This is a genomic window from Acidovorax sp. (assembly GCF_034519795.1).
In the GTDB taxonomy this organism is placed as follows: Bacteria; Pseudomonadota; Gammaproteobacteria; order Burkholderiales; family Burkholderiaceae_C; genus Acidovorax.
The window spans coordinates 16,901-43,345 of sequence record NZ_JAXHOB010000012.1 but is presented as its reverse complement, the minus strand read 5'-3'; the positions used below and the strand labels follow the sequence as shown (position 1 = coordinate 43,345).

24 protein-coding genes are annotated in these 26,445 nt (G+C 67.9%); 14 read left to right on the top strand and 10 right to left on the bottom strand.

Annotated elements, in window-relative coordinates; genetic code table 11:
• The first annotated feature begins 10 nt into the window (after positions 1-10).
• The 3 genes from U5N23_RS13765 (at position 11) to U5N23_RS13750 (ending at position 5,355) form a co-directional block, all read left to right on the top strand.
• Entirely contained in the window at positions 11-532 is a 522-nt protein-coding gene (locus tag U5N23_RS13765) for a methylated-DNA--[protein]-cysteine S-methyltransferase (protein WP_322593369.1), read from the top strand.
• Between the two features lie 427 nt (positions 533-959).
• Complete coding sequence (locus U5N23_RS13755; protein ID WP_322593368.1) at positions 960-4,799, top strand: EAL and GGDEF domain-containing protein; 3,840 nt, start codon at positions 960-962, stop codon at positions 4,797-4,799.
• Positions 4,800-4,851: 52 nt separating this feature from the next.
• On the top strand, positions 4,852-5,355 hold the full coding sequence (locus tag U5N23_RS13750; protein ID WP_322593367.1) for a YcxB family protein: 504 nt from the start codon (positions 4,852-4,854) through the stop codon (positions 5,353-5,355).
• An 8-nt stretch (positions 5,356-5,363) separates the two neighbouring features.
• Here the strand turns inward: U5N23_RS13750 and U5N23_RS13745 are convergent, their stop codons facing one another.
• The 5 genes from U5N23_RS13745 to U5N23_RS13725 form a co-directional block, all read right to left on the bottom strand.
• Positions 5,364-7,274, bottom strand: coding sequence for a propionate--CoA ligase (locus tag U5N23_RS13745; RefSeq protein ID WP_322593366.1), 1,911 nt, complete (start codon positions 7,272-7,274; stop codon positions 5,364-5,366).
• 198 nt (positions 7,275-7,472) lie between these two features.
• On the bottom strand, positions 7,473-8,147 hold the full coding sequence (locus U5N23_RS13740) for a TrkA family potassium uptake protein (RefSeq protein ID WP_322593365.1): 675 nt from the start codon (positions 8,145-8,147) through the stop codon (positions 7,473-7,475).
• Positions 8,137-9,477: a TrkH family potassium uptake protein gene (locus U5N23_RS13735; RefSeq protein ID WP_322593364.1), complete on the bottom strand. Its 1,341-nt coding sequence runs from the start codon at positions 9,475-9,477 to the stop codon at positions 8,137-8,139. Before U5N23_RS13735 ends, U5N23_RS13740 begins: the two co-directional genes overlap by 11 nt.
• A gap of 334 nt (positions 9,478-9,811) precedes the next feature.
• Positions 9,812-10,420, bottom strand: coding sequence for an isochorismatase family protein (locus tag U5N23_RS13730; RefSeq protein ID WP_322593363.1), 609 nt, complete (start codon positions 10,418-10,420; stop codon positions 9,812-9,814).
• A gap of 65 nt (positions 10,421-10,485) precedes the next feature.
• Positions 10,486-11,574 (bottom strand): PQQ-dependent sugar dehydrogenase, encoded by a 1,089-nt coding sequence (locus U5N23_RS13725; RefSeq protein ID WP_322593362.1) that lies wholly within the window; start codon positions 11,572-11,574, stop codon positions 10,486-10,488.
• A gap of 213 nt (positions 11,575-11,787) precedes the next feature.
• Between U5N23_RS13725 and U5N23_RS13720 the strand changes: the two genes are divergently transcribed.
• The gene (locus U5N23_RS13720; RefSeq protein ID WP_322593361.1) at positions 11,788-12,372 is read left to right on the top strand and encodes a C40 family peptidase; all 585 of its coding nucleotides are present in this window, start codon (positions 11,788-11,790) and stop codon (positions 12,370-12,372) included.
• A 52-nt stretch (positions 12,373-12,424) separates the two neighbouring features.
• On the opposite strand, the gene U5N23_RS13715 is transcribed toward U5N23_RS13720, so the two are convergent.
• The gene (locus tag U5N23_RS13715; RefSeq protein WP_322593360.1) at positions 12,425-12,811 is read right to left on the bottom strand and encodes a hypothetical protein; all 387 of its coding nucleotides are present in this window, start codon (positions 12,809-12,811) and stop codon (positions 12,425-12,427) included.
• Between the two features lie 226 nt (positions 12,812-13,037).
• On the opposite strand from U5N23_RS13715, the gene U5N23_RS13710 reads away from it, so the two are divergent.
• A complete protein-coding gene (locus U5N23_RS13710) occupies positions 13,038-13,289 on the top strand; it encodes a GlsB/YeaQ/YmgE family stress response membrane protein (RefSeq protein WP_322593359.1) in 252 nt (83 codons plus the stop codon).
• Between the two features lie 69 nt (positions 13,290-13,358).
• A complete protein-coding gene (locus U5N23_RS13705) occupies positions 13,359-13,856 on the top strand; it encodes a hypothetical protein (RefSeq protein ID WP_322593358.1) in 498 nt (165 codons plus the stop codon).
• Positions 13,857-13,876: 20 nt separating this feature from the next.
• Here U5N23_RS13705 and U5N23_RS13700 read toward each other — a convergent pair whose 3' ends face one another.
• The 3 genes from U5N23_RS13700 to U5N23_RS13690 are packed head-to-tail and all read right to left on the bottom strand — an operon-like array spanning position 13,877 to position 17,108.
• The gene (locus U5N23_RS13700; protein WP_322593357.1) at positions 13,877-15,559 is read right to left on the bottom strand and encodes a tannase/feruloyl esterase family alpha/beta hydrolase; all 1,683 of its coding nucleotides are present in this window, start codon (positions 15,557-15,559) and stop codon (positions 13,877-13,879) included.
• Positions 15,560-15,576: 17 nt separating this feature from the next.
• Positions 15,577-16,578 carry a tripartite tricarboxylate transporter substrate binding protein gene (locus tag U5N23_RS13695; RefSeq protein ID WP_322593356.1) on the bottom strand — a complete coding sequence of 334 codons (1,002 nt, stop codon included), beginning with the start codon at positions 16,576-16,578 and terminating at the stop codon, positions 15,577-15,579.
• Positions 16,579-16,631: 53 nt separating this feature from the next.
• Positions 16,632-17,108, bottom strand: a complete 477-nt coding sequence (locus tag U5N23_RS13690) for a DUF3237 domain-containing protein (RefSeq protein ID WP_322593355.1) — start codon at positions 17,106-17,108, stop codon at positions 16,632-16,634.
• 109 nt (positions 17,109-17,217) lie between these two features.
• Here U5N23_RS13690 and U5N23_RS13685 point away from each other — a divergent pair, with 109 nt between their 5' ends.
• Positions 17,218-18,078 carry a helix-turn-helix transcriptional regulator gene (locus U5N23_RS13685; RefSeq protein ID WP_322593354.1) on the top strand — a complete coding sequence of 287 codons (861 nt, stop codon included), beginning with the start codon at positions 17,218-17,220 and terminating at the stop codon, positions 18,076-18,078.
• 3 nt (positions 18,079-18,081) lie between these two features.
• Here the strand turns inward: U5N23_RS13685 and U5N23_RS13680 are convergent, their stop codons facing one another.
• Positions 18,082-18,525 carry an Lrp/AsnC family transcriptional regulator gene (locus tag U5N23_RS13680; protein ID WP_322593353.1) on the bottom strand — a complete coding sequence of 148 codons (444 nt, stop codon included), beginning with the start codon at positions 18,523-18,525 and terminating at the stop codon, positions 18,082-18,084.
• Positions 18,526-18,657: 132 nt separating this feature from the next.
• Here U5N23_RS13680 and U5N23_RS13675 point away from each other — a divergent pair, with 132 nt between their 5' ends.
• The 7 genes from U5N23_RS13675 to alkB all read left to right on the top strand — a co-directional run bounded on the left by U5N23_RS13675 (position 18,658) and on the right by alkB (position 26,435).
• Complete coding sequence (locus U5N23_RS13675; RefSeq protein WP_322593352.1) at positions 18,658-19,566, top strand: DMT family transporter; 909 nt, start codon at positions 18,658-18,660, stop codon at positions 19,564-19,566.
• Between the two features lie 78 nt (positions 19,567-19,644).
• Positions 19,645-20,001 carry a nuclear transport factor 2 family protein gene (locus U5N23_RS13670; RefSeq protein ID WP_322593351.1) on the top strand — a complete coding sequence of 119 codons (357 nt, stop codon included), beginning with the start codon at positions 19,645-19,647 and terminating at the stop codon, positions 19,999-20,001.
• 14 nt (positions 20,002-20,015) lie between these two features.
• Positions 20,016-20,888 carry an AraC family transcriptional regulator gene (locus U5N23_RS13665; protein ID WP_322593350.1) on the top strand — a complete coding sequence of 291 codons (873 nt, stop codon included), beginning with the start codon at positions 20,016-20,018 and terminating at the stop codon, positions 20,886-20,888.
• Between the two features lie 41 nt (positions 20,889-20,929).
• A complete protein-coding gene (locus tag U5N23_RS13660) occupies positions 20,930-23,752 on the top strand; it encodes a DEAD/DEAH box helicase (protein WP_322593349.1) in 2,823 nt (940 codons plus the stop codon).
• A gap of 150 nt (positions 23,753-23,902) precedes the next feature.
• Positions 23,903-25,036, top strand: a complete 1,134-nt coding sequence (gene ada / locus U5N23_RS13655) for a bifunctional DNA-binding transcriptional regulator/O6-methylguanine-DNA methyltransferase Ada (RefSeq protein WP_322593878.1) — start codon at positions 23,903-23,905, stop codon at positions 25,034-25,036.
• Positions 25,033-25,767: a 2OG-Fe(II) oxygenase gene (locus tag U5N23_RS13650; RefSeq protein ID WP_322593348.1), complete on the top strand. Its 735-nt coding sequence runs from the start codon at positions 25,033-25,035 to the stop codon at positions 25,765-25,767. Before ada ends, U5N23_RS13650 begins: the two co-directional genes overlap by 4 nt.
• A complete protein-coding gene (gene alkB, locus U5N23_RS13645; protein WP_322593347.1) occupies positions 25,764-26,435 on the top strand; it encodes a DNA oxidative demethylase AlkB in 672 nt (223 codons plus the stop codon). Before U5N23_RS13650 ends, alkB begins: the two co-directional genes overlap by 4 nt.
• Positions 26,436-26,445: the final 10 nt, after the last annotated feature.

The following is a 26,445-nucleotide window of genomic DNA, read 5'->3' as shown; positions in this document are numbered from 1 at the left end:
GGCCCTTCCCATGCAATTCCATCCCGCCACCGTGCAATCGCGCACCCCGTCCCCCCTCGGCCCCGTGCGCCTGGCGGCCTCTCCCCAGGGCCTGGTCGGCCTGTGGTTCGACGGCCAGCGGCACCAGCCCACGGCTTTTCTGGACGGCCCCGGCGCCTGGCCCGAAGCGAGCGGCCATTCCCTGATGCAGGAAGCCGCTGCCCAGCTGCAACAGTTCCTGCGCGGTGATCGCCGCGGCTTCGACCTGCCGCTGGACCTGTCGGGCGGCACGCCGTTCCAGCAGGAGGTGTGGCGCGCCCTGCTGGGCATAGCCTGCGGCGCCACCACCACCTATGGCACCTTGAGCCAGGACCTGGGCCGCCCGCGCGCGGTGCGGGCCGTGGGCGCCGCAGTCGGGCGCAATCCCGTGAGCGTGATCGTGCCCTGCCACCGGGTGCTGGGCGCCGACGGCAGCCTCACCGGCTACGCCGGCGGCCTGGACCGCAAGGGCGCCCTGCTGGCCATCGAGGGCGCGCGCCCGCTGGCGGCATGAGCGATTCCGGATCGAAACCCGTCTCCGCGTGGATCGGCGAGTTCGTGCTGCTGGCCTCGCTCTGGAGGGCCTCGCTCCTGCCGCCGTATTCCGGTAGCCCATCAAGGAAAATGCCACGGCGCCCCTGTTTGGTGCGCTGATGGCCTGGCTGCAGCTGGGCGATCGCATCGGCCGCCTGCGCCGGGTCAGGCTGGCGCTGGGATCCTGGGCCGCTTCATCGTCACCGGCACGCTGTTGTCAACCGGGCTTGTCAGGACGCGCAGCCCCGCCGGGGTGGCCCCGGAACGGCCCTAAACTCGATGCATGGTCTTTGTCGCGTCGGTTTTCAGCACGCCTTCACATGCCACGGGATTGCCGTGCAAGCCTGACGCCACCTGCAAGGTAGCGGGCGCAAGCCTGCGTGCGCACAGACCGGGCTACGGGCACCATGGCGCATAACACCCTGCTGGCAGGCGGCCTGCTCCTGCTGCTGGCCGTTCTGGCGCTGGCCCTGCTGCCGCCCATGGAGGTGCTGGCCCCCTCGCGGCGCACCGAGTGGCTGGCGGGACTGGCGGGAGGCCTGGTGTCGGCCGCCATGCTGGCGCTGCTCAATTTCCAGGCACAGGGGCCTGCCCTGGTGGTCTACCCGACGGCCACGGCCTTCGTGGCACTGTGCTTTGGGGCCCGGGCCACCGCCGTCACCGCAGGCCTGGCCCTGCTTGCAGGGTTCGGGATCCAGGGCGCCCTCTCCCCCATCGGCACCTGGGTGCTGGCCGGCGCCTGGGCGACCGGGGCCTTGTGGCGGCAACTGGCACTGCGCAGCGGGCGCAGCAGCTGGCGCGAAGTGCTGGGCCTGGCATTGACACTGCCCGTGGTCAGCGGTGTCGTGCAGACGGTGGCCGGCCTCTTCGCGCCCGGCCCCGACCCGGCGGACTGGTGGACGAGCCTGCCCTGGAACCATGGTGTCGGCATTGCGGTGCTGGGCGCCTGCCGGCTGTTGCTGATCGGCAAGGCCCAGTCGCTGGCGGCCACGACGTCGGCCCTGCACGCCCTGGGCCAGCGCGAGCAGCAGTTGCGCATGGCCCTTGAATCCCTCAATGGTGGCCGCTGGGAGTGGGACGTGGACACGCGCCAGTTCCGCTGCGAAGGGAGTTTCTACGACCTGTTCGGCATCACCGATGCCGATCGCACTGCGCCAGACCTGTGGCAACGCTGGTACGACCTGCGCCACCCGGTGGACAGGGAGCGCAACGCCGCCCGGCTGGCCCGTGCCATGGACGGCCTGGAGGATTCCTACGAAGCCGAGTTCCGCGTGCGCGATACCGCCGGTCGCTGGCGCTGGCTGATGTCGCGCGGCCTGGTGGCGCTGCGCGATCCCAAGGGCAAGCCGCTGCGCCTGATCGGCATGGACGTGGATATCTCCGCGCACCGCGAAGCGCAACAGGCGCTGCGTGACTCGGAGGCCAAGTACACCTCCTTCTACCAGACGCTGCCCGACGCAGCGGGCATCAGCCGCATCTCGGACGGGCGCTACATCGATGTGAATCCCGCGTTCTGCGAGCTGCTGGGCATCCCGCATGGGCAGGTGCTGGGCCGCACCTCGACCGAGCTCAGGATCTGGGCCTCCGACGAGGAGCGCAAGCGCCTGCTGGAGACCTTCCAGCGCCATGGCAAAGTGGACCGGCTGCCCCTGGTGGCGCAGCGTGGCGGTGCGCGCATCCCGGGGTTGATGTCGGCACGGTCCGTGCTTGTGGATGGGGAAGACTGTTTTGTCTTCGTTTTCCACGACATGACCGAAGCCCAACGCACCAGCGACGAGTTGCGCGCACTCAACGGGCTCCTGCAGCAAGCCGGCCGGCTGGCACGCCTGGGCGCCTGGGAGGACGTGCGCGGCCAGGGCCTGGTCTACTGGTCGGACGTGTGCTTCGACATCCATGGCATGCCGCCCGGCTCGGCCCTGCCCACCGACTACATCGACCGCATGGTGGCGCCCGCCTACCGCGAGACGCTGCGCAACCACTTTCGCGCCAGCATCCTCAATCGTGCCGAGTGGAGCCTGGAGCTGGAGGTGATCCACGCGGATGGCCACCTGCTGTGGGTGCGCGCCCGGGGCGAGCCCGTCGTCGAGAACGGCCGCGTCACCCGGGTGCGCGGGGTCATGCAGGACATCGACGAGGCCAAGCGCGCCACCGAGCGCCTGCGCCAGTCCGAAGAGCGCTTTTCGCGCATTTTTCAGCTCATGCCCTTCCCCATGGGCCTGTCGCGCCGCAGCGACGGGCAGTACCTGGACGTGAACCCGGCCTGGGAAGCCTTGCTGGGCATACCGCGCGGCGAGGCCGTGGGCCGCACGGCCGTGGAGCTGGGCATCTTCACCCAGGAAGAGCGCCAGCGGCTGATACAGGCCTTTGAGCAGGCAGACCCGCAGGCCAGCCACGAGGTGACGCTCAAAGGGCGCCCGGGCACCCGGCTGACCGTGTTGCAGTCCATGCGCGCCATCGATTTCGACGGCGAGCCCTGCTGGCTGTTCTCGGTGCACGACATCACCGACCGCAAACGCCAGGAAGAGCAGGTGCGCGAGCGCGAAGAGCTGCTGTCGCTGACCATCTCTGCCGCCTCCCTGGGCCTGTGGGACTGGGACATGGAGCGCGGCACCATCACCGGCGACAGCCGCTGGGCCTCCATGCAGGGCCGCACGCCGGGGCCCATCGCCCAGACATCGGTGCGCTGGACCAGCGCGGTGGCGGCGGACGACATCGACCGCATCACGGCCGAAGTGGCGCGCCACGCGGCACGGCCGGCCACGCCGTTCGATGCCACCTGGAAGGTGCCCGCCCCCCACGAAGGCACGCGCTGGGTGCGCAACCTGGGCAAGATCGTGAGCTTTGGCGCCGATGGCCAGCCCCTGCGCATGCTGGGCGTGGCGCTCGACGTGACGCCCCAGCGCGAGCAGGAGGTGCTGCTGCAGAAGCTGGCGCACTTCGATGCCCTGACCGGCCTGCCCAACCGTGTGCTGCTGGCGCGCAGGCTGCAGGAGTGCCTGGACCAGGCGCGCGAGCACGGCACCCAGCTCGGGGTGGGCTACCTGGACCTCGATGGCTTCAAGCCCGTGAACGATCGCCTGGGCCATGGCGCAGGCGACCGCCTGCTGGTGATGGTGGCGGGCCGCCTCACGCGGGCCCTGCGGCCCGGCGACAGCGTGGCCCGCCTGGGTGGGGATGAGTTCGTGATGCTGCTGCCCGACCTGGCCGACACCGCCGAGTGCGAGCGCCTGCTGGGCCGGGTGATGGAGAACATCTCCGCCCCCTACGCGCTGGACACCGAGCGCGTGCTCGTCACGGCCAGCATCGGCTACACCGTGTTCCCTCTCGATGAAGCCGATGCCGACACCCTGCTGCGCCATGCCGACCAGGCCATGTACGCAGCCAAGCAGGCCGGGCGCAACCGCTTCCACCAGTTCGATGCCGCACAGGAGCGGGCCCTGGTGGCGCAGCGCGAGCAGGGCAAGTACCTGCAGGAGGCCATAGCGGGCGCACAGTTCATCCTGCACCTGCAGCCCAAGGTGGACATGCGCAGCGGCGCCGTGGTGGGTGCCGAGGCCCTGGCCCGCTGGCAGCACCCCGAGCGCGGGCTGCTTGCGCCCGGCGCCTTTCTGCCGCTGCTGGAGGGCACCGAGCTGGAGATCGGCTTCGGGCAATGGGTGGTCGGAGCGGCCCTGGACCTTCTCAGGCGCCTGAACGGCCATGGCCTCGCCCTTCCCGTGAGCATCAACATCTCCGCTCTGCACCTGCAGCACCCCGGCTTTGCCGACTGGATGGCCCACAGGCTGGCCGAGCACCCCGACATCGATGCGCGCCAGGTCGAGATCGAGATCACCGAGAGCGCCGCCCTCTACGACCTCAGCGCCGTGGCCGCCACGCTGACGCGGCTGCGCGAACTGGGCGTGACCGTCTCGCTCGACGACTTCGGCACCGGCTATTCGTCGCTGACCTACCTGCGCCGCCTGCCCATGGACACGCTCAAGATCGACCAGAGCTTCGTGCACGGCATGATGGGCGACCCGGGCGACCTGGCCATCGTGCAGGGCGTGATCGGCCTGGCCCGCTCCTTCGGCTACCGGGTGATCGCCGAGGGCGTGGAAACCATCGAGCAGGGCCAGATGCTGCAGCAGCTGGGCTGCGCCCAGGCCCAGGGCTACTGCATCGCCCGGCCCATGGCCATGGAGCAGTTCGTGGACTGGGCGGCCCAGTGGCAGACACCGGCGGGCTGGCAGCGGCAACGGCCGCATTGAGCAGGCCACCCGATGGCACACTCCCGCCTGTCCACCACACACCCGACCTGCCATGCCCCTGCAAGCCACCCTGCACTACCACCCCGACCTGGTGCGCCACGCCGTCCTCTGCTTCTGGCGCCGCTCCACGGGCCGGCGCACGCTGCTGGTCAGTGCGGCGCTGGCCCTCTGGTTCGGGGTGCTGGTGGCGCGCGGCGACCGGTCCTGGCAGATCGGGGTGACCGGCACAGCGGTGGCCATCAGCCTGCTGGTGTGCGCCACCGTCTATGTGGTGCACTACCGCAATGCCATGGGCAAGCTGCGCGACATGGGCGGCACGCCAGAGGCCACGCTGCGGGCGGACCAGGACAGCTTCACGCTCGCCTCGGATGCGGGCCTGGCCACCTTGCCCTGGTCCAGCGTGAAGGAGGTCTGGCAGTTCGAGCGCGTCTGGCTGCTGCTGTTCTCCCCGGCCCAGTTCAGCACCCTGCCCGTGGCCGACCTGTCGCCCGAGTTGCAGGCCCTCATCGAGGCCAGCGTGCGCGGTGCCGGCGGAAAGATCCGGCACGGCCGCTGAGCAGGTGTTCAGGCAGGCTCCACGCCCTGCCCCACCAGTTCCCGCACCTGCTGCAGCGCCGCCGGGTCTTCCATGGTGGTCAGATCGCCCGGGTCGCGCCGTTCGGCCACGGCCTGCAAGGCGCGGCGCAGCAGCTTGCCACTGCGCGTCTTGGGCAGCACGGTCACGAAATGCACGCGCGAGGGCCGGGCCACGGCGCCCAGTTGCCGGTCCACGCGCTGCATGACCTCGCCTTCGAGCGCGAGGCGCGCGGCCGGGTCATCGAGCCCGCTGGCATCGCGCGCCACCGCAAAGGCCATGGCCACCTGGCCCTTGAGCGCATCGGCCACGCCGACCACCGCCACCTCGGCGATGTTGGGGTGCGAAGCGATGCTCTCCTCGATCTCGCGCGTGCCCAGGCGGTGGCCGGCGACGTTGATCACGTCGTCGGTGCGGCCCAGGATGAAGTGGTAGCCATCGGCATCGCGGATGCCCCAGTCGAAGGTGCTGTAGATCAGCTTGCCGGGGATGCTCTTCCAGTAGGTGTTGACGAAGCGTTCGTCGTCGCGCCAGACGGTCTGCATGCAGCCGGGTGGCAGCGGCCCCTCGATGGCGACCACGCCCTTCTGGTTGGCGCCTGTGAGCTCCTCGCCCGTGGATTCGTCGATCAGCTTCACGGCATAGCCGTACATCGCCTTGCCGGGGCTGCCGAAGCGTGTGGTCTGCCGCTCGATGCCGTTGGCCAGCGTGAGGATGGGCCAGCCGGTCTCGGTCTGCCAGTAGTTGTCGATGATGGGCACGCGCAGCGCATCGCTGATCCACTGCGCGGTGGGCTCGTCCAGCGGCTCGCCGGCCAGCCACAGCGCCTTGAGGCTCGATACGTCGTACTTGCGCAGCCAGCTCGCGTCCTGCTTCTTGAGCACGCGCACGGCCGTCGGGGCCGAGAACATGTGCGTGACCCGGTACTTCTCGACGATGCTCCACCACACCCCCGCGTCGGGCCGGATCGGCAGGCCCTCGTACAGGATGGTGGCCATGCCCGCGATCAGCGGCGCGTAGACGATGTAGCTGTGGCCCACCACCCAGCCGATGTCGCTGGTGGCGAAATAGGTGTCGCCGGGCTTGGCGTCGAAGATATGCCGCATGCTGGCCGCCAGCGCCACCGCATAGCCGCCCGTGTCACGCTGCACGCCCTTGGGCTTGCCGGTGGTGCCGCTGGTGTACAGGGTGTAGCTCGGGTGGGTGGATTCCAGCCATTCGCAGGGCACCACTGCGTCCAGGTGCTGCGCGCGCAGGGCCGCCCAGTCGTGGTCGCGGCCGGGGTGCAGTGGCATGGGCGCCATGCCCCGGTTGACCATGAGCACCGCAGCCGGCTTGTGGCGCGACTGGGCGATGGCCTCGTCCAGCAGCGGCTTGTAGGGAACGACCTTGCCACCACGCGAACCGGCATCGGCACTGACCACGGCCACGGGCTCGGCATCCTCGATGCGCGAGGCCAGCGAGCCCGAGGCGAAGCCGCCAAAAACCACCGAATGCAGCGCGCCGATGCGCGCACAGGCCAACATGGCAAACGCCGCCTCGGCGATCATCGGCATGTAGATCAGCACGCGGTCGCCCTTCTTCACCCCCAGCGCCCGCAGCACGGCCGCCATGCGCTGCACCTCGGCATGCAGCTCGACAAAGCTGTAGCTGCGCTCGCTGTCGGTCTCGGTGGAGATGGCGATCAAGGCCGGTTGGTCGGCCCGCTCGGCCAGGTGCCGGTCCACCGCGTTGTGGCACAGGTTGGTGGTGCCGCCCACGTACCAGCGCGCAAACGGCGGGTTGCTGTAGTCGCAGATCTGCTGGGGCGGGGTCTGCCAGTCGATGAGGGTCGCCTGCTCGGCCCAGAAGGCGTCAGGCTGCTCGATGGAGTGGCGGTAGAAGTCGGCGTAACTCGTCATGGTGTGTCTCCAGCATCTCATCTGTGCGCTGAGGTTGGCGCATTTCTGAATTTATAATTATTCATAACGGACTTGCTGGAAGCTGACGAGTGCCCATGACCTTGCGAGCTCGCTGGGTTTCAACTTCTCGTCAATCGACCCGCAGGGGCTTCGTGGGTGGCTTGTGGGTGGACACCAGCAGCGAGGAAGCAACCCAAGTCAGTAAAGCGCAGCGAACCTCTCGATCAGATTCGTTGGACCTGCCACGATCAGATGGTCGCCGGGCTTGACCTCGGATTCGGGATTGGCATAAATGAAGTCCTGGTGTCGCCGCTTGATACCCACCACCGTGATGCCGTGCTTCTTGCGAACGTTGGACACCGCCAGCGTCTTGTTGTGCGACTCCATCGGTGCTCGGGTCTTGGCAATCGCGAAGCCATCGTCGAACTCGATGAACTCCATCATCTTGCCCGTCACCAGGTGCGCCACGCGCTGTCCCATATCGGCCTCGGGATAGATCACATGGTGCGCGCCCACCCTCTCGGCTATGCGCCCGTGCTGCGGGCTGTTGGCCTTGGCCCAGATGTCCTTCACGCCCATCTGCGCCAGGTTCAGCACCGTCAGAACACTCGCCTCCAGGTTGGTGCCGATGCTCACCACCGCGTGGGAAAAGTCGGTCACTGACAGCTGCACAAGCGCATGCAGCTCGGTGGAATCGACCTGCACCACATGCGGCAGCTCGTGCGCGAGGTCCTGCACCACCTCCTCGCTGGCATCCATGGCCAGCACCTCGTGGCCAGCGGCCACCAGCGCGCGCGCCACGCTCGCACCAAAGCGCCCCAGGCCAATGACGACCACGCTGTCGCCCTGCGTTGAGTTTGATTTAGCCAACAATCGGTTTCTCCTCTGGGTAGCGGTACGACCTGGGTACCTGGTTGATTGCCAGCGCCAACGCCAGCGTGACCACGCCCACGCGCCCGGCGTACATCAGCGCAATGATCACGCCCTGCGCCGCAGGCGGCAGCTCGGCGGTAATGCCGGTGGACAGGCCCACCGTGGCAAAGGCCGACACCACTTCAAACATCAGCTTTTCCAGCGGCAGGTGGTCTGTCAGCGCAATGATGGCCAACAGCCCCAGCGACACCGCCGCGCCGCTGAGCACCAATATCGACAAGGCTTGGCGCTGCACCTGGGTGGAGATGCGCCGCCCGCGCAGCTCCACATCGGCACGGCCGCGGATTTCGCTCCACACCACCAGCAACAGCAAGAAGACTGTGGTCACTTTCACGCCACCGGCCGTGCCCGCGCTACCGCCGCCGATGAACATCAACACACAGTGCAACACCAGCGATTCGAGCTTCAGCGCGCCAATGTCGACCGCGTTGAAGCCTGCTGTTCGCGCCGAGACCGAGGTGAACAGGGCCGCCTGCCACTGGTCCAGAAAGCCCAGATTGCCCAGCGTCCTGGGGTTGTTGTGCTCCACCAGCCACAGTCCCAGCGTGCCCAGCAGCACCAGCGCGACAGAGCCCCATACTGTCAGCGTAGTGTGGACGGACCAGCGTGCATGTCGCTTGCGCCAATTGGCCCATAGCTCGGTGATGACGGGAAAACCCAACCCGCCCACAACGATAGCCAGCATCAGTGGCCCCAGCACCCAGCCGTCCGTCACATGGCGCATCACGCTGTCTGGCCAGATGGAAAAACCCGCATTGTTGTAGGCCGATACGGAATGGAAGACACCTTGCCACAGCGCCTCGTCCCAGTCCAGGTTCATGGTGGCGGCAAAGCGCAGCGCCAGCCACAGCGCTACCATTCCCTCCACCAGCAAGGTGACCACCAGCACCATGCGCGCCACCGAGCGCACATCGCCCAACGAGAGCGCGCGGGTTTCAGACTGCAGCAGCAGCCTCGTACGCAGCTTCATGTGTCCGCCGATCAGCAAGCCCATCAGCGTGGCCGAGGTCATCATGCCGAAGCCGCCGAGCTGGAAAAGTGCCATCATCATCCCCTGGCCCAGTGGGCTCCAGAATGTGCCCGTGTCCACCACCACCAACCCCGTTACGCACACCGCTGAGGTGGCGGTGAACAGCGCCGTCAGCCACGGCGCGCCCTCGCCGCTGGCGCTGGCCCAGGGCAGCATCAGTAGCGCGGTGCCCAATACTATGGTGGCCAGAAACGCCAGGGCCAATACGGCGGCCGGGTGAGTAGGTAGGTGGTTCTTCATGGATGGGAACGCGGGCCGCGATGCGACAGTCTAGTGTCCCGGGTTGGAAGTTCGTTGAAGAAGGCAATCTGCCGAAATCGCTGCCAGGCTAGGAGGCGGCGCAGCCCATAGCGGGCTATTGGCAAGCCGCGCGACAAAGCAGACGCCGCATGCCGGGGCCAGCACGAAGGGAAAGCCTGCATCCAGTGAGGGCACCTTGCGCTTCATGTCGGCTTTCACCGCCCTGGCCTCTGGACGTGGCGCTGCTCGCTGCGCATGGATCATCTGTTGCCGGCCCATGGTGCAACCCACTGCGCACTGGCGCAGGCCCTCGCGGCTGGCAGCAGCGGCGGATTTACTTCTTCACCAGCGCCAGCACATCCTTGAACGCGGGATGTTCACAACTGCCCAGCCATTCGAAGGCCACCATCTCGGTGGTCACCAGCTCGGCGCCCGCGCCGGCCAGGCGGTCGAAGGCGGCGTCGCGGTTGCGGTCGGTGCGCGAGCCGCAGGCGTCGGTCACCACCCAGACCTCGAACTCGTCGTCGATCAGGTCCAGCGCCGTCTGCAGCAGGCAGACATGGGCTTCACAGCCCGCTATCACGATGGTGCCGCGCTCGGGCGCCTGCTGGGCGGGCTTTTGCAGGTGCTTGGGCAGGCTGCGTGCATTGCCGCCCTGCTGGGCCTTGGCGGGGGGGCGCAGCCACTCGCCCAGGCCTTCCTCCGCAGCGCTGAAGTGCATCTTGGCCAGGGTCTTCTGGCACAGTGCGCGCAGGGCCGGGTCGTTGGGCCCCAGGCGCGAGGGGTTCTGCTCGGTGCCCCAGACCGGCACCTCCAGCAGCTGCGCGATCTGCGCAAGGCGGCGTGCATTGGCCAGCACGGCAGCGCCTTCGGCAATGGCGGGCATCAGGCGTTCCTGGTAGTCCACCAGAACGAGTTGGGATTCGGAGGCGTCAAGCAGCATGGCGTGTACCGGGAAATTCAATGGGAATGCTCCATTGTCGCAGCCCCACGACCCTGGGCGGACCTTCAGGGCGCCGGTGCCAGGCGCAGCAAGCGCCCCTGCGGGCTGTCGGTCAGCAGGTAGAGCCAGCCATCGGGCCCCTGGCGCACGTCGCGGATGCGCTCGTTGTTGCCCTGTAGCAGCTTCTCCTCGCGCTGCAGCTTGCCGCCCGCCACCTCGAACCGGTGCAGCGTACCGAACTTGAGCGAGCCCACGAAAAGGCTGCCGCGCCAGGCGGCGCCATAGCGGTCGCTGGTGAGGAAGGCCATGCCCGAAGGCGCGATGGAAGGCACCCAGTAGTGCAGCGGCTGCTCCATGCCGGCCCTGGCCGTGCCCTCGCCCACCTTGCCGCCGCCGTAGTTCTCACCGTAGGTGATCACCGGCCAGCCGTAGTTGCGGCCAGGCTGGGGCAGGTTGATCTCGTCGCCGCCCTGGGGGCCGTGCTCGTGCATCCACAGCTTGCCGTCCGGCGCAAGCGCCGCCCCCTGGGCATTGCGGTGGCCATAGCTCCAGATCTCGGGCAGGGCCCCGGCGCGCTTGCGAAACGGGTTGTCGGCCGGCACCGCGCCATCGGGTGTGATGCGCACGATCTTGCCGTGGTGGTTGTCGAGCTTTTGCGCATCGTCCTTGCGGTGGTAGCGCTCGCCCAGCGCCAGGAACAGGTTGCCATCGCCCGCCTGCACGATGCGGCAGCCGAAGTGCAGGTTGCTCGCCACCTTGGGCTTCTGGCTGAAGAGGACCTTCACGTCCTGCAGCGAGCGGTTGTCAGGGGCCAGCGTGGCGCGCGCCAGGGCCGTGCTGTTGTCGGAGGTGCCGGCCGCACCGGGTTCGGAATAGCAGAAGAAGATGCGCCGGTTGCGGCTGAAATCGGTATCCGCCACCACGTCCAGCAGGCCGCCCTGTCCCCCGGTGGCAATGCTCGGCAGGCCGGCGAGGGCTGGGCCCAACTGGCCATTGGACTCCACCACCCGCATGCGACCCGGCCGCTCGGTGACCAGAAAGCGGCCTTCCGGCAGAAAAGCCACGGCCCAGGGGTTCACGAGGCCCGTGGCCACTGACGCCAAGGTGACAGGCCTGGCGGGCGCGGGAGTCGCCTGGGCATGGGCGTGGCCCATGCCTGCGGATGCTACGGAAAAAAGAGCAAGAAAACCCATGGTGCGCGCAGAAATGCGGCATTTTGATGTCAGATACATGTCAGCCTTGGTGGACCTGGGTTCCATGCAACCCGTTGGTATAAGGGAGCTGCGCGGGCAAGTCCAGCCCCCTTGTGCAGGCCTACGTGACTTCCCTCACAAAACAGGCAATTTAGCGTGGTACCCTTCGCCCCCATGTCCAAATGGTTTTGCACCCTCCTCATGGCTTGCGCTGTCAGCGCACAGGCTGCACCATCCACCGGTCAAGCGGATGACATGGAAAAGATCCTGATGGACAAGGGTCTCATATCCCAGCTCAAGGACATGCAGCACACCGTGGCCGACAAGGCCCATACGGTGGCGGACAAGGCGACCGACCTGGTGGGCAATGCCATGCAGTTTCTGGGTGTCCGTTACAAGCGTGGCGGCAACAGTGCTGAAACCGGCTTCGACTGCAGCGGCTTCGTCCGTGCAATCTACGAGCAGACGGTGGGGCTTTTGCTTCCCCGCCGCGCGGACCAGCAGGCCGCCAGCACCACGGTGATCGACAAGAAGGAACTGCAGCCAGGCGACCTGGTGTTCTTCAACACCATGCGCCGCGCATTCAGCCATGTCGGCATTTACGTAGGTGACGGCAAATTCATTCACTCTCCTCGCAGTGGGTCGGAAATCCGGGTCGAAGACATGCGTGTCTCGTACTGGCAGCGCCGTTTCGATGGTGCGCGCCGCGTGACGCCTGTGGCCTCGGCGGTCGAGACCAGCGCACCTGCCGCGAAGTAAATCACCCCAGCATCCCTGAACAAAGCGCGCTTCGGCGCGCTTTTGCGTTGCATCACGGCTTGACCACGTAGGTGGACTCCGTGCTGCGGATGGGACCGCCGATCACGTTCACCGGCCTGGCGTTCGGGTTGCGGAGGAACTCCTTGGCAGCCGCCATGTCGGCCTGGTAGCGGGCGCGTGCCTGCGCTTCGCAGGCGCGGCGTTCGGCCGTCGCCATCGCCCGGCACTCCTCCAGGCTTACCCTCATGCCGCCACCGGCCTCGCGGATGGCGGTGCTGTAGCGCTGCTGGGGTGTCATGTCTTCCACGGCGCCACGTTGCAGGGAGGCCTCATCGCCCTGCGCCAACGCGCTTGACGGAGTTGCGGAAAACACACCGACCACGAGCGCGACGGCGACCATGAAGGACGTGGGAGAGATGGGAGGGACGGTTCTGCGCATGTCGGGACTCCTGCGGGCATTGCTGGGTATGCCCTTGACTCTAGGCACTCCCGGTGCCAACCGTCATCAGCGGTGCGCGCGCTACCGTGTGCGACAGGTCCTACACGCCGGCAGATTGTCAACAATCCAGACGCACCACGGGCCGATGCATCCTGTCTGACAGACGGGCGCCTTCCATGCAGCTACAGTCGGGCCATTCTTTCACCTGCATACAAAGCGACAAAACATGTTTTCACTGATCGGAACGCTGTTGATTGGACTGGTCGTTGGCTTCATCGCCCGCGCCATCAAACCGGGCAATGATTCCATGGGCTGGATCATGACGGCCCTGCTGGGCGTGGCGGGCTCGTTCCTGGCCAGCTATGTGGGCGTGGCTCTGGGCTGGTACCAGCAGGGCGACGCGGCCGGCTGGATCGCCTCCATCGTGGGCGCCATGGTGCTGCTGTTCATCTACAGCCTGATCAAGGGCAAGAGCTGAGCACTGATGGCCATTGCGTTGGGCCGAAGCGGCCCCAGATCGGACGTAGACCTTTTCTGGATGTGATCCATGCCCACTGCCCGACAAATGGCTGCTGACGACCCCGCCCTTGCTGCTGCCGTACAGCGCAGCCGGCGCATGCTGCACCGGCGCGCCCTGGTGGCGGCCGCTGCCAGCACCGTCCCCGTGCCGGGGCTGGACTGGGCGGTGGACGCCGCCCTGCTCTCGCGCCTGCTGCCGCAGATCAGCTCGGAGTTCGGCCTGTCGGCCCAGCAACTCGACCAGCTCGACCCCGAAAAGCGCGAGAAGGTGCAAAAGGCCGTGGGCCTGGTCGGCTCGGTGCTGATCGGCAAGCTCATCACGCGTGAACTGGTGATACGCGCCACACAGACCGTGGGCCTGCGCCTGACCACCAAGCAACTGGCCAAGTATGTGCCCCTGGCAGGTCAGGCGGTGTCAGCGGCCATCGGCTATGCCACGCTGCGCTACCTGGGCGAGCAGCACATGCAGGACTGTGTGCGCGTCGCGAAAGAAGCCCAATTGCAACTCCCCGCCCCCAGGAAATAGGCGCGGGCAGTCGCCTCGGGCTAATCCACCGAGCAGGTGAAGCTGCCCGCATCCTCCACACTGCCCGTTCCCTTGTACTTGGCGAATTGGGGATAGGGGCATAGCGGCCGCGTGCGGTTCGGGTAGTTCGCCTGTGTGGGCAGTGCCCGGGCGGCAATGGTGTCGGGTGCGATGCCCTTCTCCACCCAGTCCACCATGGTCTGGATCGAATCGAAGCTGTCCGTGGCCGGGCCGCCCGAGCAGTGGTTCATGCCCGGTACCAGGAAGGTCCGCGCAAAGCCCTGGGTGCCGGCCATGCCGCCGTTGTTGGCCGCCAGCCGCTCGTAGTAGTCCACCGTGTCCTTGGCCGAGAAGATCGGGTCGGACATGCCGTGGATGAACAGCAGCTTGCCGCCGCGCTGCCGGTAGGCCGTGAGCTTGTCGTCGGCATAGGTGTCGTACACGGCCGAGTACGCCGCCATGCGCGCTGGATCGGTATCGAAGTTGAAGGCCAGCGGGTTGAACGTGAGGTCCGGCGGCGTGAAGAACTCGTTGATGAGCGCATCCACCATCAGCGTGATGTAGCGCGCATCCGGCGTGGCCGTGGTGGAACTGCCCAGCGTCCATGCGCGCCAGCCCGGTGCGGCCAGGCCCGGGTCCCAGGGCTGGCCGGCGTACAGCGCCTGGCCGGCCGAGTTGCGCGGGCCGGCAAAGACCTTGCTGAGGGCGCCCACCTGCGCGGCCGAGAGGCAGTCCACCCCCTTGGCACCGCTGCACTGCAGCACGGCCGGGTTGAACTGGCAGGCCTTGGTGTTGTTCACCATGCCGTCGACCACACCGTCAGCCGCGTCGCATGAGGATTTGACCGCATTGGCCACCAGGTTCAGGTCGGCATTGCTGAAGGCCTGCGACAGGATGCGGTTGCCCGAGGCATCCTGCGGAGCGATGCTGTTGAAGGCAATCGTGTTCCACATCGCGGCCACCGTGGCACCGCTCGATACGCGCATGGCCGGCGCGCCGGCCGTGATGGCGTCGAAATAGTCCGGAAAGCGCTGCGAGAACACCATGCCCTGGCGCCCGCCGCCCGAGCAGCCCGAGAAGTAGGAACGGTCGGGCTTGCGGCCATAGTGCGTGGCGATCAGCGACTTAGCGGCCACGGCCGTCTTGTCGTAGGAGTTGTAGGCATGGTCGGTGCGCGCCTGCGGGTCCGCGCCGAAGCTGGCGGTGGTGCCGATGTGTCCGCCATCGGTGGACACGACGGCAAAGCCCTGCCCCAGCGGCGAGGGCGTGCCAATCGAGATGCTGGAGCTCAGCGAGGTATCGCGCAGAACGCCATCGTTGCCGCCGCCTCCCAAGAACAGGAAACGGCCATTCCAGTTGTCCGGCAGGCTCAGCTGGAAACCAATCGCGTAGTTCTTGCCGTCCACCCCCACCCGCGGGTTGATGCTGCCCGTGACCACGCAGTGGCCTGGGAGGAAGGCGCCGGTGGCGGCACCGCCGGGGCGCTTGCTGTCGGGCGGCACATAGCTGGTGGCAAGCGTGGTGCCGGCCAGCTTGGCACTGGCCACCAGGCCGGTACACGCTGCGGAGTAGGCGCCATTGGCCGGGGGCCACATGGGCCCGTCGTCGTTGCCGCCACAGGCGGCCAGCGCGAAGGGCAGCAGCGCGGCGACGGGCCACGCGGCGCGGCGGGCGTTCAGCGCCCGGGATGGAATGGAAGGCATGGGTTTGTCTCCTGTTCTCAATCCGCTTTGAAGCCGGTGGCGGCCACGGCCTTGCCCCAGGTGACCGTGTCGGCCGCGATGATCTTGGTGAACTCCGGCGACCCCGTGCCCGTCACGCGAAAGCCGGCCTCTTCCATCTTGGCCTTGCCTTCGGGCGACTGCACAGCCCGGACGATGTCGGCGCTGAGCTTGGCCACGATCTCGGGCGGCGTCTTGGCCGGCGCCACGATGCCGAACCAGGACGAGAACTCCAGGTTGGCGTAGCCCTGCTCCTTGATGGTGGGCACGTCGGGCAGCGCGTTGGTGCGCGTGGCGCCAGTGCTGCCCAGGGCCACCAACTTGCCGGCCTTCACATTGGGGGCGGCCAGGCCCACGCTGGCGAACACGCCCTGCACATCGCCGCTGAACAGGCCGCCCAGCGCGTCGGCCGTGTTCTTGTAGTGCACGGGCTCGGGCTTCAACTGCACCGCGTCACCGAACATGAAGGCGCCGAAGTGCCCCGGCGTGCCCGCGCCGAAGGTGGCCAGGAACAGGCCCTTTTGCTGCTTGGTCCACTCCACGAAATCCTTGACGTTGCGCGCGGGCACCTTTTGCGGATTGACCAGCAGCACGAAGTCGGACGTGACCACCTGGCTCACCGCCACGAAGTCCTTCTGCGGCGAGTACGGCAGCTTGCTGTAGCTGCTGGGCGCAATGCTCAGCTGCCCGGTTTCGCCCAGCATCAGCGTGTAGCCGTCGGGCGCGGCACGGGCCGCTTCGCTGGCGGCGATCAGACCACCCGCGCCCGGCTTGTTGTCCACGATCACGCCCTGGTTGCCCCAGGCTTCGGACAACTTTTGCGCCAGCAGGCGTGCCACGATGTCCGGCCCGGTGCCGGCCGGAAAGCCGACGATGATGCGCACCGGCTTGTTCGGGTAGCCGGTGGCCTGGGCCTGGGCGGCGGCCCACGGTGCTGCCAGGCCCGTGGCCACGGCCGCAGCCAGCAAGGCGCGCCGGACGGGTTTGAAAGAAGTCTTCATGCTTGTCTCCAGTGGTTTTTGTGAGGGAGTCGGGGAAAGGAAAACGGGAAAACTCAGGCCAGTTCGAAGAAGCGCATCGCCACCGCATCCGGGTAGCGCGCCCCCGAGCCCACGAACATGCGCTCGGCGATCCAGGCCAGTGCAGGCGAAGCGGTCTCGAAGCTCGGGCTGCAGCGAAAGTAGATCTGCCCCGGGTCCACCGGCTCGCCGCGCACCAGCCGTGCGATCAGTTCTGGCGGGCCCGAGCGCACGGCCCGGTTCTGTACGTAGATGAAGTCGCCGCCATCGGTTTCGAGCACGTAGCGCGCATCGAGCTCGGACAGGCGCTCGTTCACGATGAGCTGAAAGTCCGCGCCGCCGGGCAGCACCCGTGCGCTCCAGCCATCGCCCGTCGCCGTGCCACCGGTGATGGGGATCAGCCGGCGCAGGCCATGGGCGGTGTGCCCCACCTCCTGCGGCACACCCACCTGCACGCGCAGGTCGGCAAAGAATTTCAGGCGGGGTTCGGGCAGGGGTGGCAGTTCGGACATGGGCAGTACTGGCGGCAAAATTGGTTATGAACCTAGCGTAAATCCGGTTGTGCCCACCGCCTGTCATCCCTGAGGATGACAGCGCTATGACACGGATCTCCCCCACCCCATGAGGCAATGGCTTCCCCCCGTGCCGCCCGCATCGGGCAGGCAACCCGCCAGTGGCCAGGCCCTGGCCGGCATGGTGCAGCGCCTGGGCGAGTCCGGTTTTGCATCCGGCCTGCTGGACGACCTGGCGCCCGTGCTGCCTGCAGCCTCGTGGTCGGTGTACCGCACGGGCCAGCGCTGCAAGCCCACCCTGTTCATGTCGGCCAGCCGGGGCGTGCCCGACACCACGCAGGACTGCTGGTGGGCGTACCTGTCAGGCCCCTATCGCAAGGACCGCACCTGGGGCCGTTCGTTCGACGACACGCCAGTCGAACCCCTGACCCGCCTGTGCCATGTGACGGCCACCGAGGTCGAGGGCGAGCACCGCGCCCGTGTCTACGAGGCGCATGGCGTGGCCGAACGCGTCTCGGTGGTCGACTACGAGAGCGATGGCTCGGTGTTCGCGGTCAACTTCTACCGCCACCAGCACCAGCCGCCGTTTCGCGATGGCCAGATCAGCGGCTTCGAGAGCGTGGCACCCGTGCTGCTGGCCCTGGCGCGCAAACACATCGCGCTGGCGCGCCCGCAGGCCATGGTGCCGCTGGCGCAGGAGGAAGACACGGACCATGCCGTGCTCCCTGCCCTGCTCGCCCTGCCCCAGGGCCTGCCGGCCCTGCGCGAGCGGCTGCTGCTCCTGCAGCACGACCTGACAGACCGCGAACTCGACGTCTGCGCCCGCGTGCTGCAGGGCATGACGCACGAGGGCATCGCCGCCGACCTGGGCCTGGGCGTGCCCACGGTCAAGACCTACCGCAACCGCGCCTTCGCGCGCATGGGCATCCACTTTCGCAACGAGCTGTTCGCCAAGGTGCTGGGGCGGTAGCGTTCAGCCACCGAAATTCCAGGGCGGAGGCCGGCGCCGGATGGTCTGCGCCTTGACGATGGCGGTGCTGGTCTGGGCTTTGTCGGCGATGCGGTCGAGCACACCGTCGAGCTGCTCGATGGAGCGCACGTAGACCCGGGCGATGAAACAGTCGTCACCCGTCACCTTGTCGCACTCGCAGAACTCGGGCGTGTCGCGTATCAGTTGCTCCACCGCCGCCAGTTGCCCCGGCAGCGGCTTGATACGCACGATGGCCTGCAGCTGGTAACCCAGCGCGCGCGGCTCGATGTCGAGCGTGAACGCGCGGATCACCCCGCGCTCCTCCAGCCGGCGCAGCCGCTCGGACACGCTGGGTGCCGACAGGCCCACCCGCTCGGCCAGCAGCTTGAGCGAGGTGCGCGAGTCCGCGTGCAGCACGGACAGAATGGATTGATCAATCAGGTCCATGGAAAATCACTCCAATTTCAAGCCATGCCTTCGATTATGAGGACTATCTGAACAATCAGCTTGTTTTGACCATTCATCTGGCATCCCCATTTTTCTACACTCGGTGCATCTGACTACAGGGGTTGAATGGTGATGGACAAGAAGACGCAGGGCACGCTCGAGATGGGCGGTGCGATGGCCATTTCGGGCACGATCGGCTGGTTCGTCGTGCAATCGGGGCAGGCCGCGCTCGACGTGGTGTTCTGGCGCTGCGCCTTCGGCGCGGCCACGCTGGCCCTGGTCTGCGCGGCCATGGGCATTCTGCGTGGCGTGCTCAGCTGGCGCCAGGCGGCCTGGGCCGCGCTCGGCGGTGTGGCCATTGTCACCAACTGGCTGCTGCTGTTCGGCGCGTATTCACACGCCTCCATCTCGATTGCCACGGCGGTCTACAACACCCAGCCTTTCATGCTGGTGGCCTTTGGTGCGCTGCTGTTCGGCGAGCGCGTCACCTTGCCCAAGCTCGGCTGGCTGGCGCTGGCCTTTGGCGGCATGCTGCTCATCGTGCAGGCGCGCCCGGGTGCAGGCGATGCGGGCAGCCACTATGCGCTGGGGATTGCGATGGCGCTGGGCGCCGCCTTCTTCTGGGCCGTGGCCTCGGTGATCGCCAAGCGGCTCACGGGCACACCGCCGCACCTGATCGCGCTGGTACAGGTCTGCGTGGGGGTTCTCATGCTGGCGCCGTTCGCCAATTTCACTGCCCTGCCCCAGGATCCGCGCACCTGGCTGCTGCTGGTCACCGTGGGCGTGGTGCATACCGGGCTGATGTACATCCTGCTCTATGGCGCGGTGCAGAAGCTGCCCACCTACCTGCAGGGCGCGCTGTCGTTCATCTACCCAGTGGTGGCCATCGGCGTGGATTTCATTGCCTTCGGCCACCGGCTGCAACCCGCGCAGTGGCTGGGGGCCACCGCCATTTTGCTGGCCGCCGCTGCGATGAACCTGCAGGGCAGCCGGCTGCGGCCATCCGCTGCAGAGCCTGCGGTGCAGGGTGGCAGGTCCTGATCGGTAAGCACAAAATATCAAAACCAGTCGGCAGCGATGGGCACCATCGACAGCTTCCATTCACCCCAAGGAGCACACATGGACCGCGCACTGCAAACCACCTGGGAGACCTACGTCGCCTCATGGAAGGCCCCTACACCCGCTGAAAAGCACGCCCTGTTCGCCGCCAGCCTGGATGAACACTGCACCTACACCGACCCGCTGGGCGTGGCCTCGGGCTGGGAGGCGCTGGCGCAGACCATGCAAGGCTTTCACCAGCAGATACCCGGCGCCTACTTTGTGACCGAGCGCTTCACCAGCCACCACAACGTCTGCATGGCCCAGTGGAAGATGCACGACGTCAGCGGCGCAGTGATGGGAGAAGGCGTGAGCTTTGGCCAGTACAACGCCCAGGGTAAGCTGGTGGCCATGACCGGCTTCTACGACACCCCCTGAATCCAGTGCCCCGCATGTTCTACCTGCACCGCATCCAGCGCGGCATCGACTTTATCGAAGCGCATCTCGATGCCGACATTGAGTTGTCGGAGGTGGCTCGGGCGGCGGGGCTGAGCCAGTGGCACTTCCAGCGCATCTTCAAGGCCCTGACCAACGAGACGCTGAAGACCTATATCCGGTCCCGGCGCTTCGCCAAGGCGCTGGACCAACTGCTGAACACGCGCCTGGGCATTCTGGACATTGCCCTGGCGGCAGGCTACGACACACAGGAGAGCTTCACGCGCGCCTTCAAGTCCTGCTTTGCATTGACGCCCAACCAGTACCGCAAGTTCGGCAAGCGCAGCCTCTTCGTCAAGAAAATCCAGTTCGACGAAGACTACCTGCGCCAGCTGGACCGCAACCTGTCGCTCGCCCCCGACATCCGCGAGCGCCCGCCCCTGCAACTGGTGGGGCTGGCCACGCATTTCTACGGAGCCGACTCCGACAAGGACAACCTGGGCCAGAAGCTGCCCCCGCTGTGGGCGAGCTTCATGCCCCGGCTGGCAGAAGTCCCCCACCGGGTGCCCGGGGTCTGCTACGGCGTGGTGAGCCAGACCGCGTGCACCTCGGACTTGCTGCTGTACCACGCAGCCATTGAGGTCTCGCAGGTCAGCGAGGTCCCCGAGGGCATGGTGCACTTCGAAGTACCGGCCGCGCGCTACGCCACCTTCGAGCACCGGGGCGCGCCGGAGAACGTAAACCACACGGTCAACTACATCTACGCCAACTGGCTGGCGGGGGCCGAACAGCGCCACAGCGGCGGTGCAGACCTGGAAATCTATGGGCCGGGCTACCTGGGTGGGTCGGACACATCCGTCATGCACTACGCCGTGCCGGTGGTCGGGTAGTGCCTGATCGTGTCGGGTAGTGCGGGCACAATCATCGCCCAGTGACACGCCCCGGTGACCCTCCCTCCCCTTCCGCAGAACCCGTCCCACCGCGCTTTGACCGCCAGGCGGTGATTGCTGCCTGGGTGGCGGCACTGCGGCGCCAGGCCGATGCCGCAGCCCTGAAGGCCCTGCCACCGCTGACCGACGCCGAGGCCGCCAGGGTGATGGGGCTGATGCGCGGAGACGGGGAGGCCAGCGCCGAGGCGATCCCATCCAGGCGCCCCGCCCTGCCGCCCGGCATTGCCGCCGGCCACTTCCAGCCGCGCATCACGCTCATGACCCTGGGACGGGGCGAGGGGCTGCTGGGCCTCAAGCCCCAGGGCAAGATGGGCCCGCGCGGCGACAGCGTGACGCTGGCGCAGATCGACTGGACCTACCGGCTCGAAGAAACGCCCCAGGCCGCCATTGCCTGGCAGGCGCCCGCGCCCACCTCCATCCTCAACTCGCGCCCGGCGCCGCTCGTGGACCTGTACGACATCGGCGGCCCCGTGGTGCGCATGCAGCGCGACCTGGCCGCAGAGTCCGACGCCATGGACCTGGTGTGGGAACTCGGTCTGCTGCCCGTGGACGCCCGCTCGCTGCAGTGGCGCAACCGCGATGCGGCGGCCAACCTGGGCCCGCTGTGGACGCTGGCACAGGAGGCCTTCTTCGGCGACTTCTGGGCCGAGCAGGTGCCGCGCATGCAGGCCCAGGGCTGGAGCGTGGTGGTGCGGCCGGGCTTTGCGCATGAAAGCGTGCCCGTGCAGCGCTGGAAGCTCCTCATCGCCCCCGACACCGGCGAAGTGCTGGGCAAGGAACTGGCCGGCCCGGTGGGCCCGCGCGAGCGGCCGGTGCAAAAGCTGCAGTTGCCCGCGCGCGAAGGCGCCTGGCTGCTCAGCCTGGGCATTGAGATCGACGGCGAGACGCTGGACCTGGCGCCCATGCTGGCCGATCTGCTCAAGCGCGACGCGCGCTGGCTCATCGCGCGGCGCCTGGCACGCATCGACGACCTGGAGATCATCTCGCTGCGTGCACCGGGCGGGCGGCGCATCGACGCACCCGCCGGCCCGCTCAAGGCCATCGTGGGGGCCATGGTCGACCTGCTCACCGACCCCGAGCGCAACCAGCGCCAGGACGGGGACCCGCTGCGCCTGGGCGCCTGGGAGCTGCGCCGGCTCGAAGCCCTGCGCGCCAGCCTGGTGCAGGCCCACCGGGTGGACAGTGCCAACGACTGGCAGCTGCAGGGCGATATCGGCCTGTCCCAGTTGGCCAAGCGCCTGAAGGCCATCGGCACGCCCGAGCCGGTCGCCGCACCCAATGGCTTGCAGGTGCAGTTGCGCCCTTACCAGCTCGAAGGCCTGGCCTGGCTGCAGTACCTGCGCGCCCAGGGCCTGGGCGGCATCCTGGCCGACGACATGGGCCTCGGCAAGACCGCGCAGGCCCTGGCCCATATCCTGGTGGAAAAGGAGGCCGGCCGCCTCACGCGCCCGGCCCTGGTGGTGCTGCCCACCTCGCTGCTGTTCAACTGGCAAGCCGAGGCCCAGCGCATGGCGCCCGGCCTGCGCCTGCTGGCACTGCACGGCCCCGACCGGGGCAGGCTGTTTGCCGAGATTGCCGAGCACGATCTGGTGCTCACCACCTACCCCCTGCTCTGGCGCGACGTGGAGGCGCTGGCGGCGCAGACCTTTCACCTCCTGATCCTGGACGAAGCGCAGATGGTCAAGAACGCCGGCAGCCGCAGCGCGCGCGCCCTGCGCCGCCTGCAAGCCCCGCACCTGCTGTGCCTGACCGGCACGCCGCTCGAAAACCACCTGGGCGAGCTGTGGGCGCAGTTCGACTTCCTCATGCCGGGTTTCCTTGGCGACGTGCGCAGCTTCAACGCGCGCTGGCGCAAACCCATCGAGGAGAACGGCGAGACCTTGCGCGCGCAGTTGCTCTCGCAGCGCGTGCGCCCCTTCATCCTGCGCCGGCGCAAGCAGGACGTGGCCACCGAGTTGCCCCCACGCACCGAGGTCATCCAGCGCGTGCAGTTGCAGGGCAGGCAGCGCGAACTGTACGAAGCCGTGCGTGCAACCGCCGACAAGCAGGTGCGCCGCGTGCTGGAGCGCGAAAGCTTCGACGGCGCGCAGATCAGCATCCTCGACGCCCTGCTCAAGCTGCGCCAGGTGTGCTGCGACCCACGGCTGGTCAAAGGAAGCAAGACCTCTGCCGGCATGGAGCGTGCGAAACTCGAACTGCTGGCCGACATGCTGCCCGCGCTGGTCGCCGAGGGTCGCCGCGTGCTGGTGTTCTCGCAGTTCACCGAAATGCTCAACCTGGTGGCAGCGCAACTGCAAACGCTGGAGCTGCCGTTCCTGCGCCTCACGGGCGAAACCCCGCCACGCCAGCGTGGCGCCGTGGTGCGACAGTTCCAGGCGCAGGACGGGACCAGCCCGCCCATCCTGCTGGTGAGCCTCAAGGCCGGCGGCGTGGGCCTGAACCTCACGGCCGCCGACACCGTGATCCACATGGACCCCTGGTGGAACCCCGCCGTGGAAGAACAGGCCACGGCCCGCGCCCACCGCATCGGACAGGACCAGCCGGTGTTCGTCTACAAGCTGGTGGTGGAAGGCAGCATCGAAGAACGCATGCTGGAGCTGCAGGCGCGTAAGGCCGCGCTGGCCCAGGGCGTGCTGGGGCACGATGCCGAGGGCGCCGTCAAGTTCAGCGAAGCCGACCTGCATGCCCTGCTGGCCCCCCTGTCGGAACCGCAGAACAACCCGCTGGCGATACCCGGCGAGGACGCCAAACGCTGGGGCGGGACGGGGCTGCGCAGGGCGCGGCCCTTTGTCCCCGATCCCTGAAACCCAGTCGGCATCGGGGCGGTCGCCGAAGGTGCAGAATTCAAAAGCAAGCTTCGGGGTGCGTGGATCGCAGGCTGTTTCTACATTCAGGCCATCTCCATCCACTTTGCGAGGCCACCCATGCATTCCACCGCCACCGCTGACAGCACCATGCCGCCCACCCGCCCCGCCAAGGCCACCAAGGCCGCCCAGGCCGCAGCCACCCTGGCCGATCCGCGCTGGGCGGCGGTGCGCACGCGTGATGCCAAGGCCGACGGCAGCTTCTACTATTCGGTACAGACCACCGGGGTCTACTGCCGCCCCAGCTGCGCCGCACGGCCAGCGTTGCCCGAGAACGTGCGCTTCCATGCCAGCACGCTTGAGGCCGAGCAGGCCGGCTTTCGCCCCTGCAAGCGCTGCAAGCCGACCCAGGCGTCGCCCGTGGCGCACCATGCCGCGCTGGTCACCGAGGCCTGCCGCATCATCGAGGCGGCCGAGACGCCACCCACGCTGGACGAACTGGCCGCCCGCGTGGGCCTGAGCGCGCACCACTTTCACCGCATCTTCAAGCAGGCCACGGGCCTCACGCCCAAGGCCTATGGCGCCGCCCAGCGCGCACGGCGTGTGCGCAGCGAGCTGGCCACGCCGGTGGCCGGCAGCAGCGTGACCGATGCCATCTTCAATGCCGGCTACAACGCCACCAGCCGCTTCTACGAAGAGGCCGACGGCGTGCTGGGCATGACGCCCACGCGCTACCAGGCAGGCGGCAGGCAGGTCACCATCCGCTTTGCGATTGCACAGTGCTCGCTGGGGGCCATCCTGGTGGCGCAGAGCGCGCGCGGCGTGTGCGCCATCCTGCTGGGCGACGATGCCCAGGTGCTGGCGCAGGACCTGCAGGACCGCTTCCCCCAGGCCCATCTGGTGGGCGACGACCGCAGTTTCGACGCGCTGGTGGCGCGGGTGGTGGCCTTTGTCGAGGCGCCAGGCCTCGGGCTGGACCTGCCCCTGGACGTGCAGGGCACCGCTTTCCAGCAGCGCGTATGGCAGGCGCTGCAGGCCATTCCCGCCGGCGCAACGGCCAGCTATGCCGAGATTGCCCAGCGCATCGGCGCCCCCACGGCCGCCCGGGCCGTAGCCCAGGCCTGCGCGGCCAACGCGCTGGCCGTGGCCATCCCCTGCCACAGGGTGGTGCGCAACGATGGCGCCCTGTCGGGCTACCGCTGGGGCGTGGAGCGCAAGCAGGCCCTGCTGGAGCGCGAGCAGCGGCAGGCCACGCACGGCCAAACCGAGGGCCAGCCCGCATGAATGCCCGCCTTCCCGAACAGACTACCGACTGGGCTGCCCGCGCCGGTGCCATGGATTGGGCCACGGTGTCAGACACCCTGAACACCGAGGGTGCGGTCATTCTCCCTGCCCTGCTCAGCCCGGGCGAGTGCCAAGCCCTGGCCGGCCTGTATGCCACAGAAGGCCTCTTTCGCAGCCGCGTGGTGATGGCCCGCCACGGCTTCGGCAAGGGCGAGTACCAGTACTTCGCCTACCCGCTACCGCCGCTGGTGGCCGGGCTGCGCGAGGCGCTGTACCTGCACCTGTGCCCCACGGCCAACCACTGGAATGCAGTGATGGACATCGCCACCCGCTACCCGGCCACGCATGCCGAGTTCATCGACCGTTGCCACGCGGCCGGCCAGGTGCGCCCCACGCCCTTGCTGCTGCAGTACGAGGCGGGCGACTACAACTGCCTGCACCAGGACCTGTACGGTGAACATGTGTTTCCGCTGCAGGTGGCGATTTTGCTGTCCGAGCCGGGCCGCGACTTCACGGGCGGCGAATTCGTGCTCACCGAGCAGCGCCCGCGCATGCAGTCGCGCGCCGAGGTCGTGCCCCTGCGCCAGGGCGATGCCGTGGTGTTCGCTGTGCACCACCGCCCGGTCAACGGCACGCGCGGGCCCTACCGCGTGAACATGCGCCATGGCGTGAGCCGCGTGCGCTCGGGCATGCGGCACACCGCTGGCATCATCTTCCACGACGCCACATGACCCTGAACCTGTTCAGCGACGACGAAGAGGCCTTGCTGCTGGCGCAGCAGGCCGGCACCCGCGAAGCCCTGGCCCCCGGGGCGGCGCTGCTGCGCGGCTTTGCACTTGGCGTGGCGCCTTCTCTGCTGCAGGCCGTGGACGCGATCACCGCCCATGCCCCGTTCCGCCACCTCGAAACGCCCGGCGGCCAGCGCATGTCGGTGGCCATGACCAACAGCGGCCCGCTGGGCTGGATCTCCGACCGCAGCGGCTACCGCTATGGCCGGGCCGACCCGCTGAGCGGCCGGCCCTGGCCGCCCTTGCCCACCGTGTTCGCCACCCTGGCGCGCGAGGCAGCCGATGCCGCAGGCTTTGCCGGTTTCGAGCCCGACGCCTGCCTCATCAACCGCTACGCCCCCGGTACGCGCCTGTCGCTGCACCAGGACAAGGACGAGAAAAGCCACGAGCACCCCATCGTCTCGGTCTCGCTGGGCATCCCCGCCGTGTTCCTGTTCGGTGGCGATGCGCGCGCCGACAAGCCGCAGCGCATTCCCCTGGCCCATGGCGACGTGGTGGTCTGGGGCGGCCCGGCGCGCCTGCGCTACCACGGCGTGATGCCGCTGGCCGAGGCCGTGCACCCACTGACCGGCGCTTTTCGCATCAACCTGACCTTCCGCAAGGCGGGGTGAGGCTGGTCAA